Below are 14,586 nucleotides of genomic sequence, written 5' to 3'. Positions count from 1 at the left end.
ATGGCGGCGGAGCCAGCTCTCCCACCACGTGCCGCCACAGAAGGCGTGCCTGCAGCAGATCAAAGACCCTCTGACATGCTGGACGAGGTACTGCTGCGGGTGGGGCGGCTGAATTACACCTGGACCAATACCGAAAGCCTGTTGATCCATTTGATTGCCGGATTGTCCAAGGTGGAAAAAGATGTGGCCGTTGTGATTTTTCTGACCCTCAACACCACCCGCGCGCGGGTAGATCTGGTGCAGCGTCTGGCCAAAATGGACCGTGTGGCCATGACCCTGCGCGATGAGGTGCTGGATCTGACCAGCCGGCTGACCCGAGAAGCGGCGCTGCGCAACAAATACAACCACTGTATTTATTCCTTTGACCCTGAAATGGGGCAATTGCAGACTATTTTGATGCGTATTCAGGACCGCCGTCACGAGATCCGGATGGGAAAAACCGAGGCCCTCACCAAAGGAGAAGCTTCACATATGGATGAGAGCATCAACCGGTTGCGCCAGCTGAATGTGGATATCTGGGATCTGGTGCGGCGGCATCATTTCCCGGCCTAAACCTGTAGCCTATATATAAACCTGCGTAATTTGGTCGTGTTCGGGAGGACAGTCATGCCTGTATTGCCGTTTTTAACCTCTTATCCGCGTGCGGGTATCCTGTGTCTGTGCCTTAGCCTTGTTGTGATCCAGCCCGCACGGGCCGTAGAAGGGACAGACCCTAAAGAGGCTTATGCGCTGGCAGAGGAGCTGCGTAAAACAGGCCGCTCTGCGGCGGAGTGGCAACAGGCGCTGGATCTGCAGCAAATGCTTTTTACCCAGGGGAATAAGAAATCCCTGTTGCGGGTGGCGCAATTGCATTTGCTTTTAGGTCAACAGGACGCAGCCTTGCAGAGGTTTGAACAGGCCAGTGCGGCCGGCAGCAGCTATGCGCGGTTTTTAACGGCAAATCACCATGCGCAAGGGGATTTTGGTGCAGCATCTACGCCAGAGGTTGGGCTGGCTGCGCTGCGTCAGATGGCGGTTGGTGAAAACGCGGGCCGGGCGCAGCTGGCGCTGGCACAGCTTTATACAAAAGGCATTGGCGGCACCGAAGCAGACGGTGATGCGCTGTTTTCTACTCTTGCCGTAGAGGGCAACAGCCGTGCGGCCTCTGTGGTCTTGCGCAAACATGAACGCCGGGGCACGCGCCTGCCAGATCTGGATGTCAAAGCGGTGGTGGCCGCGCAGGAAGCCCATCTGGCACAGGGAGATAGGCGCGCAGCCACAGTTCTGGCGCGCGCCTATCTGCGCCTGCGACGCTACATCCCGAATGCGGCTGCGCGCCATCGGGCTCTGGTGGCAGATCACATGGCCCTGTTGCCGGAAAAAACCCGCTATGCTGAGGTCGTCAGCGCTGAATACGACCGACGCAACCATCGTGCATCTGCGCGGGCGTTGACGGCAAAATTGGAACCGGTCACAGGGGAAAGCTTTACTCAGGCGGCCTTGCGTCTGCGCGGGATTGAACGCACTTCTTTTGTATATCTGCTGCAAAAAGAGCTGGCGGCGCTTCAGGCCTATTCCGGCCCCGTCCATGGCAAGCTGACCCGCCCGACGCTGCAGGCGCTGCTGCGCTATTGTCGCGCGCAGGGCGGATTTGACACCTGCAAACATGGGCCTTTGAATTATGACAGCTCGCTTTTGATTGCCCGCGCCATTGGCATGGCTAAAGAGACGCGCCGGGCAGAAGGGCCGCAAAACTGACTCGCTGAGGCGCCGCCTCTTCTTTACACAAGATATAGGAGGCATCCGGGCAGTATGGCCTGATCTGCCTCTGGTGTGCCTGCTCGGACCCTGCCCATTGGGTTAATAACCTAAAGACTTCTCCCAAAAATGTCATAATGCGTTATTTTTAAAGGAGAATATATCCTTTTTGCGGCACCCCCGCAGGGAGGGTGCTATGCGGGAGAAGGATAATGTTAGCAAAGTGGATGAGCGGCTTGTGCCTCCTTCCCCTCCTTGGAGGGGGACAAATGGCCCAGGCGCAAAGCTTGTCACAGATCGATCAGGATTTGCGACAAGCCATTGATTTCAGAGCTCTGGCCTATCGGGAGTGTCTGGGTCAGCATGAATGCACCATCGGAGAGGTCTCGCTGCGGGCGACCCGGTTAAACGATGATGGCGAGACCTGGAGCGAGGCCACCCTATATTGGGACCCGATAGATGGGATTGGCATTCAGGATGGGGCCCAAAACGACGAAATTGATTTCGAAGAACGGCTCGAAATCCGCTTTGAAGCGCCGCAACAGGTGCAGTCCATCTGGTATAGTGATCTCTTCCACAGCGAAGATCGCCGCTATGGCTCTTATCTGACAGACCGGGTGGAAAATGAACCTGTGGATACAGAGATTGCGGGGCTGGGTCTGGTGGTCGGAGATGCGGAAATCCGCCGCGCCACCTTTTCTGCCCGCGATCGCCTGCCCTGGAGTCCGTTCAATCAGGAGGTCTCGCTAGACTTCATTGAAAACGGGGATCTGCGGCGACGGGTGGTCATTCAGGATGAAACCATCATGGTGATGGCCCCGCGCGGCACCTCCACTGAACTGGACGCGCTTTTGGAAAACCCCATTGGCAAGGTTGATCGCGAGAAACGCTCCATCTTTGAAGGGGTGGAGACCGTTGAAATTGATCTGTTGCCGATCCTGGCGGAATTTCACGGCACCAGCCTGTTTGCGGTGGGCACGCGCAATTTTGATCTGGTGCAGCGGGTGGCCAATAATGAGCAGGCCCTGCGCAATCTGCGGCGCATTGCCGAATACAAACGCTCCACCATCGATATGTCCAATGGCGAGTTGCGCATGGATCTTGAGGAGACCACAGCGCTGGATGGGCTGACCTTCTTTGCGCCGTTTGATGCCAGCAATGATTTCTCGGTGGCAGGTCTTATCTTTGCACAAGAGGAGGGCTGATCATGGCAATTCGCAACAGATTGCGCGCCCTCTCGACCGTGATCAAAGGGATGATCATTGGCGCGATTGCCGTTACGCGGGCGTCAGCGGCGGTGGCGCCGCCCGGACCTGATGCACTGGACGAGGTGAACGCCAATTGGGACCAGCTGCGCACAGAGCTGGATCAGGGGGCTTTGGGTGGTGCAGAGACCACCCCGCTGCCGCCTGAGCTGGAAGACATTCTGGCGCTGGCAGATCTGGACCAAAATATCGAATTCGCCGTGCGCACATCCTATGCGCTGGTGGATGATGCGAGGGTTGCGGCCTTGGATGCCCGCTGGCTCGATACCATTATCTCGCGTGGCAACTCGCGCCAGATGGCACAGTATTTCGCTGTGCGCACCTCGCTGACTATTGCGCCCCCGGAGACAGGATCGCCTTTGAACTGGTGGCTGTGGAACGCCTGGGGCAAAGGCGGTGGCGATTGTGATGGTTAAGTCAGTGACCCCAGCGTGCGTTTTAGACGCGCGCGGCCTTTGCCGGTGGCAGCCAAGCAAGAGAGGTTGCGTTCCGGCAGGGTGATCACAATAGACCATGTTTGTGCATCAGGCGAGGCGTAGATCTCAAGGATGCGATTGCTGTGGCTGATCTGATTGGCAATGGGGGCTTCGCCAAATTGTGCAGCAAGCTGTGTGCTGACGTGATCGCGATCTGCGCATGTGGCCGCAGCGGCGGTAGAGACTGCGCCAAAGGTCGCAAACCCTAAGATCGCGCACAGCAAACGTGCACCTGTAACAGGCTGTTTCATACTGTCGTCCTCAATCCATTGGCACATTTTCATGCGCTCTCGACATGCACCTTTCACAGGGTGCCTGATCAGGGTTTAGGAAAGGTTTCTCCCAAGGTCACGTTTTAAAATTTTACATAACGCAGATTGGCGAGTTTCAGCCTGTGGCCGCGGAGCAGGCACCGTAAATGCGCTGTGATCACAGGAATGGCTGTTTGTGATCTTATGCACGGGAAGGCGTTTAAGAAAGGCGGCAGAGCGCCTCGTCGCATTCAGGCAAATAAGAGGGGCATAAGATCCCCAATACATGGTTAGAATACTGATCCTGCGCAAAAACACTTGGGAAACGCAGGAACACCCCCTACAACAAACTAAAACTCAGGGGGATAAATGCTCACTTCAATCATTTCATTCGGGGTCATTCTCGCGTTTGCGCTTGTGATATTTTGCGTCATCAAGTGGTGGAATTTGCCACTGACCGGCGTCACACCTGTGCCATTGTTCACGTTCATCGCAATCTTGTTCACGTCGGGGCTGGATGTCGGTCTGATCATGTTTCCGCTGGCGTTTGACTACCCGCTCTATGCAGACACGGTGGCCGAACCCGCCTATGCATTCACCAACCCACTCGCGCTTGAGTTCGGGTTCTGGGGCTTCTTGATCTGGGCGTTTTATTTCCTGACAACCTTCTATTTCTGCGCGATTGAGCCGCGTGTGGGCTTCTTCAAAATCCCAGTGGTGAAGCTTCTCAATAACATTGTGATCATCACGACATGCGCTTTCACGGGGGCGCTGTTCCTGATCTACATGCCTTACTACATCGCAGAAGTCGGCGATGGTGAAACCATCCTGCCCGTGTTTTACCTCATCTGTTTTCTCGTCATCCTGATTGCTGCATTCAGCTCGACGGACTTGAAATTCGTGAAGGTTTTGTCGGTCAGCTCGACCATCCTGTTCTTATTGCTTATCCTGTACATGTTCTTGAACGCAGGCATGAGCCTGGGTGACTTGGCCGCGACGTCCAGCAATATCGGCGGCTATTTTGCGAACATTCATAAGTTTATCATTCCGCTGACCGAGTACCACGAGTTCTATCTTTTCTGGTGGTTTGCGTGGTCCATCATGATTGGACAGTTTGTAAGCCGTTTTGTCGGTGGTCTAAAAACATGGCAGTTGCTGGCCGCGCTGCTTGTCTTCCCATCCATCCCCTTGGTGCTTTGGTTCTCGGTTCTGTATTTCTACCACCTCAACGGGATCGGCACAGCTGGGCTGCCAAACTGGGCCATGACAATCGTAGGAATTGTGTTTGTCATCAACTCGTTTGACTCATTGATCCGCCTTTACACGGACAACCTGAATCTCACGACGGAGCGCTTTGGCACTGTGTCGTATGTTTTGGCCAATGCGATCGGCCTGTTTGTGTTGACGCTGCTGTTCCAAAGCCAATGGTTGCAAATTCAGTGGGTGGGGACTGTTGTCATCGTTATCTATCTCTTGGCGTTGGCTTACATGTTCTTTGTCAAACGTGAGAAACTGTCCAATCTGGACGGCAATCCTGTGACCGCGGCAGAGTAAAACCACCAAACAGAATAAGGGTCCCGCCCAGACACTGGGCGGGACGACTGCGGGCGATGTTCTGGGGCAAATCTAGAATCCGCCATACTGGCCAGGCCGGTCTTGGTGTTGCGTGCAACATTTGAAGATAGGCTCAAAGTAAATGTTTCCCACAGCAAAGCGATGATGCGCCGTGCCTTTAATCCTGCCCTGTGACAGGCTCTGCCACAGGCGGTGTCTGGGCCTTCCACAGGGCAGCCCCTGAGGCCAGGTCGCGCAATTGCACCATAGCATAGCGTATCTGCAGGCGTTTTACGGCCTCTAAGGGGGAGGCGGGACCAATATAATCATAACTGAAATCATAGCGTCCCAAAAACGGGATCACCCGCATGGTTTCGCACAGGAACACATAGCGGGCAAAAGGGGTGATATAATGTTTGCGCAGCAGGGCCTTTAAGGCGGGGCGCAGGGTTGTGCTGTCCAGATCTCCAATCCAGATGCCCACCACGGGCAGATCATCGGGGTCTTCCATCCAAGCCGTGCGCCCCAGCGTGACGTTCAGCGCAGGCAGATGTGCAGCAACGGGGGTCAGTGCAATATTTGGCATGAAAGTTTGCGGCACCTCAGGCGGGATCGTTGGAAAATCCAGCGCAAGATCAAAAAGATCTGGCTGCTCCAGCTCTTGACTGAGATTTTGAAACTCCAGCTGGGCCAGACGCGGCCCCATGGTTTTATTATCATGGGTCAGACGGCGCAGCAGGGCAGGCGGGGCAAAGGTCTGGCTCATGTTTCAGGCTCCTGTGATGCATGGCCCATATAGGGCTGGAGCATCTGATCGATGCGCTTATTTAAGGCTGCGGCCTCCAGCGCCTGTTTGGGGCGTTGCGGGAACCGGGTGCCTGATTTGACGGCCTGCATAAAAGCTCTGATCTTGGGTGTGATATCTTCTGGCGTGTCTGCCTGCAAAACATCAGCCCAATTCTGTGTCGCAGCAAAAGAGGCGCGCGCCACCTGATCATCCATGCGGATGTGGTTGGTGGGGGCAAATAGGACGGGTTTGTCATAGGTCAGCATCAGTTCATGAAAACTGTTATATCCGGCGGCAGTCACCACACCATCAATGCCCGGCAGATAGCGGCTGAGCGGAAACAGACGACGGATCAGCGCGTTCTGGCTGCGCGGAGGGGGCGCCAGCGGGCTTTGGGCCCAGATCAGGGTGATCTTTTGGCGCTTGGCTTCGGCCACCAAAGCGGTCTCTAACGCGTCCCAATCGCCAAAAGCGCCCCCCAGAGAGATCAGGCAATAGATGCCCCGCCGCAATCCCATGCGTTTGCGGGCCTCTCGGGGGGAATAGGCGGGTAGGGTCACGGCCAGCGAGACGGGTTGTGTTTCATAGGTCTGGCAGAACCCACGGGTGTGAGCCTGATGCAAACGCGTGGGGCCCTGATCAACGGCAACCGCCAGGTCTCCGGGTTCCAGAATGAGATCGCAGAATTGCTCGTTTTCCATGAACAGCGGGTCTGCATCTGGGCTCAACATGCCGCGACGCACCCACAAAAAAGCACATGTGCCACAGCCGGGCATCCGCAGGGCGGCAAAGACAAAGGGATCGATCATGGCGCCGTCATAGGCCACGATATCAGGTTTAAAAGTCTGCAGCAGCAGGGCAAATTCCTGGGTTTCAAAATCCCGCCAATCGGGGGGGTGGGCGCGCAGATGGGCTGCGGTCTGGCGCAACACAATGGGATAGCCCGCGGCTTGCAGAATTTCAGCGGCGCGGGAAAAGCACCAAAACACCACTTCGGTTTCGCGCTCGGATTGTAAAGCGCGCGCCAGTGCCATCATCCGGGTGATATGGCCCAGCCCCACCCCATTGGGCACCACTGCCAGCATTCTGCGCGCCCGTGGCAGGGCCGGAACAGCGGGCCCATAGGTGCTGACATAGGCACAAAGATCCACCAGATCCTGATCGTTTGGATCTGTTGCATGCAGCCGGGCGAGACGACGCAATCGGCCCCAGGACAGCGCATCTATCTTGATCCGGCGCACATCACGTATCTGGTGCGTGTCTAGAAAAAAAGTCGCTTGAGGCTGGCCGCGATCCAAAGGCAGGCTTGTTTCCGGGCGTTGCACTGGCCGTAAGGCTGGGGCGGCAGAGACAGGCAGACCGGTCACAGTTTCACAGTATTGAGCGGCCTCCGGGGTGAGAGCGCAAAGCTGGATATGATCTGCAGGGCTTGCCTTTAGAGCGGTGGCCAACATGCGCAGCGCTGCCTCTGTCTGTGTGTGATCCTGCTGCAAGGTGTTGCGGCGCAGGATAAGCGTGACAGGTGTTGCGCTTTGAAGCAGGGCAGGCAGATGGGCGAGGGCTTCGTTCTGTGACAGGACAAGGATTTCATCTAAAGGGATGGACCGCTCAGCGGCGTCAGGCGAAGGGGAGATCAGGGGTAAAAACAGATCATGCGCGCGTGCAGGCTGATCTTCCAGCACCTGCCCAAAAGGATCACAGGCAGGCCCCAAGACTCCAACCCGGCGCTGTGCCTCACCCGGCATCATGAGGCGGCTCCCTGGCCGCAATAAATCTGGATCAATGGATCCGTGACAGCTGTCTGGCTAAAGTTTTTGCGGATAAAGCCGACGCGCGGGTCGATTTTCGCGGCGCGGGCGCGGGGCAGCCAATGGGCGATTTCGGTGGCCGCTTTATCGGCGATGATATCTGCAGGTAAAAGCAAAGCCCCGGCAGCCCCGCGCCGTTGCAGGGCTTCACGCACGCCACCGACATCACAAGCGGCCACTGGCAGCCCTGCGGCCTGTGCTTCAAGCAAGACATTGGGCAGGCCTTCCACACGCGACATCAGCAACAACAGATCCATATCGCGGTAAATCTGGCCGGGATCCGTGACATCCTGGATCACTGTCAGATCTTCCAGCCCAAGGCGGCGGGCCTCAGCCAACACAGGATCCAGCAGTGGCCCTGTGCCAAAAATCACTGGGCGCAACGACAGGTCGGTCTGATGGCGCAGGGCCGCCACGGTCTGAAGCCACAAAAGCGGGCGTTTGTTCAGGGCAAGCCGAAAAACCCCGCCAAGTGTCATATCTGGGTTGGTCTGGCGCACAATATAGGGTCTGTGCAACGGCGCAAAGGTGGCCGGTTCAATGATATTGCGCAGAGGGTGCACATGGCCTTTGGGCAGAGAGAGCCATGTTTCATAATCCCGTGCGGCAGCCTCGGCATTGGCGGTAAAGGTCACATTACTGCGCGTGGCAAGAGACAGAAACAGGGGCTTTAAAATGGACAGCTTGTGATCATACCGGCTGTTTGGGGCCATATTGCGCATGCTTAGCACCAGGCGTTCGACGTTGCACAACACTCCGGCAAGGCCACAGGCGGCACTGGCGCGGTCCTGCCAGCCATGCAAAATCTGTGGGGAAAGACGTTGAATGAGATGCCACAAAGACGGCACATCCTGACGCAAATCAAAGGGCAGAGCATTGATAATGCGCGCCACAGCTGCGGGTAAGGTAGGATTTTCAACCTGCAGGGCTTCAAGACTGTGGACTTCAACGCCAAGGGCTGCAAGATCAGACAAAAACGCCGCGCGGCCTCGGTCTTTTTCCAATGAAAACACCGCAACATGCAGATCCTGCGGCGCTAAACCTGCCTGCAACAGAGCTTTGATCAGCGCCACAAACTGTCGCTCAGCCCCGCCTGCTTTTAGGGAAGCATTGACCAAAAGCACCCGACCGGGCGCTGTGCGGCGGCCCGGCCAGCCGGGCGGTGTGGCAGGCAGACCGGCAAAGCATTCCAGCGGTAGCATAAAATCCGGGCTGCGGATCTGGCTTGCACTGTCAAAATCTTCTGGCATTTCCGGTCCATCTAGGGTGCTAAACGCGCAGGCATCAAGCACCTGTTTCACCCCATCCCCAAGCGGCATCCGACGGCGACGCAGCCAAAGCAACAGACCGATTTCGCCGTGATCCAGCAAAGCCTCTCCGATGGCACAGCCCTGTTGATGACGCATGTTCTGGATCTGGGGCGGGCTGGCGGACAGGGCGCGCAACAAAGCCAGCATCACAGCGCGCTGGCCGATTTTCAGGGCCAATTGTATCCGGTCTTCCAATGGTAAATCACTGAGTAAAAGCGCTGCGGTAATCTGCTCTGCATCTTCAAATCGTTCAAGCCGCTGATACAGGCTGAGCAGGTGAAACTGGGCGTCGCGCTGATAGCGCGTTGATCCTTTTGCAATCTGCTGCCAAATCGTGATTGCGCTTTCAAACTGGCCCTTTTGTTCGGCCATACGGGCACGGCGTATGACAAAGCGCAGATCATCAGGGAATGCAATTGTAGCTGCGGCATTGAAAGCCCGCGCCTGATCAATTTCACCGGCATAGCGCAGCAGATCAATGGCGGCCATCGCGTGTTGTGGCGTCTGCGGCACTCCCCCTTTGGTCAGGCGCTGTGCGATTTCTGGATCAATCCGCAGTCTGCTCCCCTTTTGCTGCTGACGGGCCTGTTGCATATAGGCCTGTGTCAGCAACGCCAGCGCGTCGGGCCGGGTGGGGCAAAGCCCAAAAGCGCTTTCCAATGTAAAAATTGCCGCCTGCGCCTGGTTGTTTTTCAAGGCATAAGCCGCTTCATCAAGCGTCAGCCCCTCGTGGCTGCCCCCTGCAGCCCAAATTTCAGCCCGGATGGCCTGCGCAATTGGATCATGACCTGCCTGTGCGGCGCTGCGCGCAATATGTTCCCAGAGGCCCGGTGCCAGATCCGGTAACTGGCCAGACCCCACCAGAAACATCTGGGCTGCAGAGAAGCGTTTCTTTGAGCAAAGGGCAATCACTTGGCGGCGAACTTGCGCGACATCCTCCAGTAAATTACCATCATCCATAGATTTTCCGATCAACAGAAAGGTAAAATCACTATGCATCTGCCCCAAAGCGATGGCAAGTTCCGGTTGCAAAGCCCTGACAGCGTGCCAGTGATGATGGGAGCCGCAGATCTGGCTTTGATACAGCAGATGGCCGCAGATTTACCCGATCAGGCCCGGTTGCTGGAAATCGGCCCCTGGCTGGGCGGGGTGAGCCAGCATCTTGCAGATCATGGCACATTGCATGTGGTGGATCATTTCAGATGGAGCGCACAAAATGCGCAGAACCATCCCGATCTTTTGCCTGTTGGCGCCAGTTTTCGCCCTCTGTTTGAACGCCATCTGCAGACGCAGGGGAAGGCCGCCCGACTGTCTGAATGTGACATATCAGCCTTTGAATGGACCGGGGGCGCGCTTGATTTCTGTCTGATCGATGCGCCGCGCAACCGGGAGGATCTGTGGCTTTGCCTGCGTCAGGTTCTCAGTGCGCTGACAGAGACAGGGGTGGTACTGATCAAACATGGGCTAAATCCCGCCCATCTGGACATGATGGCCCTGATTGAGGTTTTAATCACCCATCAGGTTCTGGAGCTGGTGCTGACAGGGCAACCTGGCTGGTGCAATATTGCGGTCTTGCGGAGAGGGGAGGCCGGGACAGAACTGCCCACAAAAGCAGAGCTTGCCTTGTGGCTCAAAACCCCTTGCAACATAAAGCGATTGCCCAAGGATGGGCCACCTGAACGGGCTTTGCTGATGATGGCACATCTGGCAGAATTGGCCGCGGTGGGAGAAACGACCGCCGCCTTTGCGGCCCTACGCCAACAACGGCCTGATGCAGCTCTCTTAGCAGCCTGGATCTTATTAGAGCCCGGTATTGCGCCAAACACAGCAGAAACTGGTGCTTTTGCAGCCTTTGCCGATCTGGTTGAATATCATCATAGCGCAGATCAAAAGATTAATTGGGCGCCGCCCGATCACAGCCTGGCTTGGGCGCTGCGCCATTGCTGGTGCGCCTATGTGGCCAATCAAAACGGGCAGGCGTTTGCCCTATTTGAAATTGTCGCAGCCTTTGAAGCGGGCCGGATCCGGGATCTGTTGCCCAAGGAGACCGCAAAATGAGCACTTTTGACAAGATTGATACGCTTTACGGGGATCTGCCCTATATGTCGCGCCCCAAGGCAGATTTTCTGCGCGACCTCTTTTTGCAAAACAACCTGCGCGATGTGATGGAGATCGGATTTTTCCACGGCAAGAGCAGCGCCTATATCGCCGCTATTCTGGAAGAACAGAACGCCGGCCATCTGACCACTTTTGATCTGGCCTCGGCTCGTCGCAAAGAGCCCAATATCGAAGAACTGCTGACCCATCTTGACCTCAGCCATCGGGTGACACCATTTTTTGCCAAACGCTCTTATACTTGGGAGCTGCAACGGCTGATCACCACCACGCCCCGGCCCCAATTTGATTTTTGTTTTTTTGATGGGGGGCACACCTGGGACACCACCGGATTTGGGGTGGTGCTGGTGGACATGCTGTTGCGCCCCGGCGGTTTGATCCTACTGGATGATATGGATTGGACGATGGAAGGGTCAAAATATTATCAGAACAACCCAGCCCAGATGAGGCCCTATGACCGGGATGAACGCCAAACCCCCGCCGTACGCCGGATCTGGGACACGCTCTTGCCGCATCTGGGCTATGAGCATGTCAAAGAGTTTCCAGACTACGAAATGGGCCTGGTCCGAAAAGCTGCAGGTTAAAATACCCGCAGCTTTTGCCTTTTAAAACAGCACATCACTGGCGCTGAGGTCTGTGATGTTGCGGTCGATCAGCAAAAAGCTGTCACCATCATATCTTCAATAAGCAGGCCATGATTGGTTTGACGAATATGATTTGCGCGCAAGTCAGCAAAGCTTGTGATACCCGTTGCCGCACGCAGATCCAGTTGGTCATTGCTTCCAAAGCGCACCACCCGATCATCACCGCGGGAAAATACAAACACATCCGCACCTCTGCCCCCATCCAGCAGATCATTACCAGCGCCGCCATTCAGCTGGTCGCGACCATTTCCTCCAATTAAACGGTCATTGCTGCCACCGCCTAACAGGGTGTCATGCCCAGCCTGACCAAACAACTGGTCGCGCCCATTCCCCCCTAAAAGGCGATCTGCACCACGTCCACCGTTGAGGTAATCAAAACCACCTTCGCCAAGAAGAAGGTCATTGCCGCTTCCTCCATCTAGCCTGTCGCGACCCGTGCCACCTTCCAACCTGTCGCGGCCACCGCCGCCTATCAATCGATCATTGCCAGCGCCACCATCCAACTCGTTACGCGTGTTATTGCCCTGTAACCGGTCATTGCCGGTACCGCCCCAAGCATTTTCAATCAAGTTGATCACTTGGCCAGCATCATTTCGCACGGCCGCAGCCACCGCAATATTATCATCGATTTCACCAATCGAAGAAAACTGGCCAGGCCGTAGATCAATCTGACTGTTTGTTGCCAAATCAGAGGCGTCGATCAAATCCTCCCCACCAGCGTCCCAGATTGTCAGGATTACATCACGATAACGGCCGTCTTCGCCCACAACCTGCATGCCCAGATTGTTGTCGGAATTGATCGCATATTGATATTCCAGCGCACCATTTTCACCATTTCCATCGCCGAAATACACATTGGCTTCTGTCCGCGTTTCAGTGTTTGCGCCATATAGCTCTTGTAGCGCCTGAATATCCCAAAGCATTGGTGTCAAAGGCCAAGCCTGATCCGTGAGACTTTCCCGCTGCTCTTCTGGATGTGGAACATAAGACATCACAGTCAACAGATTGCTGGTATTTGGATTATTGGGATTTTCATTCGGATGATGCAGGCCCAAAGAGTGGCCCAGCTCATGCAGGTACGTGTTCCAGCTGGTGTGACCAAAGACTGGCCCCTCTCCATTCACAAACTGGTCTGTGTTGCTGCGATTGATCCAGACATCCCCGTCTGCGGATGCAATATCAGCGTTATCTCCTTCTTCGAGGAAATCTGATATGAAACCATAAAGACCGGGATCGCCAAACTCGGTGCTGCCAAAGGTGATATCCCCAACGCTACTGGTGTTGCGCACTTCAAATACCCATAGCCCTTCAGTGCCAGTATTGCCGGTAATATTCTCCAGATTGGTAATAGCAGTTTCACGACCAGATTGCGGAAGTTCAAAAAAATCAATGCCATTGCCTGCTGAAAATCCGGCACGCGCTGGCGTGCCGCCAAGGCCTGTATCCGCATCCCCTCCGGATGCTGTTCCTGCAGACCAGTTGATATCTTCGTAGCGAAACACAATGTCAAAATCGCCATTGCCCCGGTCGAACAATTGCAACTGAAACGAATTGGATGGCTCTGCGTTTCGATTGTAAAAGCCAACATTCTCCCAGGTCATCGTGACAACATCTGCCACGGCATCAATTTCCACCTGAATAGGATTGCCAACACGGGTGTCTACATCGGCCCAGAAAGGTGCAATAATGGGCAGGCTCTCATTTGCGATACTGGACGGGGTGAACTGCCCCAAGCTGCGGCCAAAAGTAATATTCCCATTGGTGTTCACAAAAATCTCGTCAGCCGCATAATGCGTGCCAACGAAATTCAACCCATCTTCAAAGACGTCTGACAGGTCCACCCGACTGGAACCATCGTCATTGCGCGGCAATACATCTCCAGCGGCAGCCATAAGCTGGCCATCTCCGACAATCGAACTACCTGAAATGCCATCAGTATTTGCAGACGCTGCACCCGCAGTGCTGCCAGGTTGCAAGTTCACATTCGCAACTTCATTCCAAGCCTCAATAGCACGCGACATCATCGCGCGCTGTGCCACGGTCATAGAAAAATTGTTCTCAAAAGGCACAAGGCTGACGCCGACATCCCACGCATCATCAACCCCATCAAAATTGCTATCAACGGCAGGGTAATAGGTGGGGATCTCTGAGCCTAAAAATGTATAGGTGATGACCCCGTTGCCATCATGCCAAGGAATGCCGTGGTCATCGATCAAAGACGTGTAATTGATGTTCATAAATGAGAGCCTTCAAAATGTCATTTTGTGAATGGAGGAGACAGTTGCGGTAGAAACGCATTGCCCAGACAACACTGGAAATAGAGATCACTGGTGAAGCGCGACAGGGCTTGCCGTACTTGGTTGTGAGAGGGGGCAGACTGACCTGAGGTACAGCACTGTATAAGCGGTGTCGTTGCCGCAATAGCAGCTTGTTCGCGCGCGCAAGAAACTTTGGCTTTGCAGATCTCAAAAGCACGATGTCTGAGAATATCACAGCCGTCAGGCGATGGGCTGGCAGCAGAAACCGAAGAAACCATCAAGCAACAGCCGATTCTGTTGAAAAACAATGTGTTGCGAGCGCAGAAAGTGACGCCTTGAACTGGACGCGAGCGCCTTTTCTATCAGGCTTTGCTCGTTTGC

General features: G+C 55.4%; 12 protein-coding genes. 7 read left to right on the top strand and 5 right to left on the bottom strand.

What is annotated here, in order from left to right; genetic code table 11:
• The 4 genes from BLP79_RS16455 (at position 1) to BLP79_RS16440 (ending at position 3,418) form a co-directional block, all read left to right on the top strand.
• Positions 1-552: a hypothetical protein gene (locus BLP79_RS16455; protein ID WP_232716543.1), complete on the top strand. Its 552-nt coding sequence runs from the start codon at positions 1-3 to the stop codon at positions 550-552.
• A gap of 54 nt (positions 553-606) precedes the next feature.
• A complete protein-coding gene (locus BLP79_RS16450; protein WP_090220793.1) occupies positions 607-1,737 on the top strand; it encodes a hypothetical protein in 1,131 nt (376 codons plus the stop codon).
• 269 nt (positions 1,738-2,006) lie between these two features.
• Positions 2,007-2,942, top strand: a complete 936-nt coding sequence (locus BLP79_RS16445; RefSeq protein WP_090220792.1) for a hypothetical protein — start codon at positions 2,007-2,009, stop codon at positions 2,940-2,942.
• Between the two features lie 2 nt (positions 2,943-2,944).
• The gene (locus BLP79_RS16440; protein ID WP_090220791.1) at positions 2,945-3,418 is read left to right on the top strand and encodes a hypothetical protein; all 474 of its coding nucleotides are present in this window, start codon (positions 2,945-2,947) and stop codon (positions 3,416-3,418) included.
• Here BLP79_RS16440 and BLP79_RS16435 read toward each other — a convergent pair.
• The gene (locus BLP79_RS16435; protein ID WP_090220790.1) at positions 3,415-3,729 is read right to left on the bottom strand and encodes a hypothetical protein; all 315 of its coding nucleotides are present in this window, start codon (positions 3,727-3,729) and stop codon (positions 3,415-3,417) included. The genes BLP79_RS16440 and BLP79_RS16435 overlap by 4 nt on opposite strands.
• A gap of 369 nt (positions 3,730-4,098) precedes the next feature.
• Here BLP79_RS16435 and BLP79_RS16430 point away from each other — a divergent pair, with 369 nt between their 5' ends.
• Positions 4,099-5,283, top strand: a complete 1,185-nt coding sequence (locus tag BLP79_RS16430; RefSeq protein ID WP_090220789.1) for a BCCT family transporter — start codon at positions 4,099-4,101, stop codon at positions 5,281-5,283.
• Between the two features lie 178 nt (positions 5,284-5,461).
• Here the strand turns inward: BLP79_RS16430 and BLP79_RS16425 are convergent, their stop codons facing one another.
• From BLP79_RS16425 to BLP79_RS16415, 3 genes are read right to left on the bottom strand one after another with little or no spacing between them, the layout of a single operon-like run.
• On the bottom strand, positions 5,462-6,049 hold the full coding sequence (locus BLP79_RS16425; protein WP_090220788.1) for a hypothetical protein: 588 nt from the start codon (positions 6,047-6,049) through the stop codon (positions 5,462-5,464).
• Entirely contained in the window at positions 6,046-7,818 is a 1,773-nt protein-coding gene (locus BLP79_RS16420; protein ID WP_090220787.1) for a hypothetical protein, read from the bottom strand. Before BLP79_RS16420 ends, BLP79_RS16425 begins: the two co-directional genes overlap by 4 nt.
• Positions 7,815-10,148, bottom strand: a complete 2,334-nt coding sequence (locus tag BLP79_RS16415) for a glycosyltransferase (RefSeq protein WP_157844001.1) — start codon at positions 10,146-10,148, stop codon at positions 7,815-7,817. Before BLP79_RS16415 ends, BLP79_RS16420 begins: the two co-directional genes overlap by 4 nt.
• A 33-nt stretch (positions 10,149-10,181) precedes the next feature.
• Between BLP79_RS16415 and BLP79_RS16410 the strand changes: the two genes are divergently transcribed.
• Together BLP79_RS16410 and BLP79_RS16405 are read left to right on the top strand one after the other, a co-directional pair.
• Positions 10,182-11,246, top strand: a complete 1,065-nt coding sequence (locus BLP79_RS16410; protein ID WP_090220785.1) for a hypothetical protein — start codon at positions 10,182-10,184, stop codon at positions 11,244-11,246.
• Complete coding sequence (locus BLP79_RS16405; RefSeq protein ID WP_090220784.1) at positions 11,243-11,887, top strand: class I SAM-dependent methyltransferase; 645 nt, start codon at positions 11,243-11,245, stop codon at positions 11,885-11,887. Before BLP79_RS16410 ends, BLP79_RS16405 begins: the two co-directional genes overlap by 4 nt.
• Positions 11,888-11,955: 68 nt before the next feature.
• On the opposite strand, the gene BLP79_RS20050 is transcribed toward BLP79_RS16405, so the two are convergent.
• Positions 11,956-14,184: a nidogen-like domain-containing protein gene (locus BLP79_RS20050; RefSeq protein WP_090220783.1), complete on the bottom strand. Its 2,229-nt coding sequence runs from the start codon at positions 14,182-14,184 to the stop codon at positions 11,956-11,958.
• Between the last annotated feature and the right edge of the window lie 402 nt (positions 14,185-14,586).

This window comes from Epibacterium ulvae, assembly GCF_900102795.1.
Taxonomy (GTDB): domain Bacteria; phylum Pseudomonadota; class Alphaproteobacteria; order Rhodobacterales; family Rhodobacteraceae; genus Epibacterium; species Epibacterium ulvae.
This window is presented reverse-complemented; position numbering and strand designations above follow the sequence as displayed.

Excerpts from the sequence above, each read along its gene's own strand:
- BLP79_RS16440 (WP_090220791.1), top strand. The coding sequence starts at position 2,945 with ATGGCAATTCGCAACAGATTGCGCGCCCTCTCGACCGTGATCAAAGGG.
- BLP79_RS20050 (WP_090220783.1), bottom strand. The coding sequence starts at position 14,184 with ATGAACATCAATTACACGTCTTTGATCGATGACCACGGCATTCCTTGG.
- BLP79_RS16425 (WP_090220788.1), bottom strand. The coding sequence starts at position 6,049 with ATGAGCCAGACCTTTGCCCCGCCTGCCCTGCTGCGCCGTCTGACCCAT.
- BLP79_RS16445 (WP_090220792.1), top strand. The coding sequence starts at position 2,007 with ATGGCCCAGGCGCAAAGCTTGTCACAGATCGATCAGGATTTGCGACAA.
- BLP79_RS16415 (WP_157844001.1), bottom strand. The coding sequence starts at position 10,148 with ATGGATGATGGTAATTTACTGGAGGATGTCGCGCAAGTTCGCCGCCAA.
- BLP79_RS16430 (WP_090220789.1), top strand. The coding sequence starts at position 4,099 with ATGCTCACTTCAATCATTTCATTCGGGGTCATTCTCGCGTTTGCGCTT.
- BLP79_RS16410 (WP_090220785.1), top strand. The coding sequence starts at position 10,182 with ATGCATCTGCCCCAAAGCGATGGCAAGTTCCGGTTGCAAAGCCCTGAC.
- BLP79_RS16420 (WP_090220787.1), bottom strand. The coding sequence starts at position 7,818 with ATGATGCCGGGTGAGGCACAGCGCCGGGTTGGAGTCTTGGGGCCTGCC.
- BLP79_RS16450 (WP_090220793.1), top strand. The coding sequence starts at position 607 with ATGCCTGTATTGCCGTTTTTAACCTCTTATCCGCGTGCGGGTATCCTG.
- BLP79_RS16435 (WP_090220790.1), bottom strand. The coding sequence starts at position 3,729 with ATGAAACAGCCTGTTACAGGTGCACGTTTGCTGTGCGCGATCTTAGGG.
- BLP79_RS16405 (WP_090220784.1), top strand. The coding sequence starts at position 11,243 with ATGAGCACTTTTGACAAGATTGATACGCTTTACGGGGATCTGCCCTAT.
- BLP79_RS16455 (WP_232716543.1), top strand. The coding sequence starts at position 1 with ATGGCGGCGGAGCCAGCTCTCCCACCACGTGCCGCCACAGAAGGCGTG.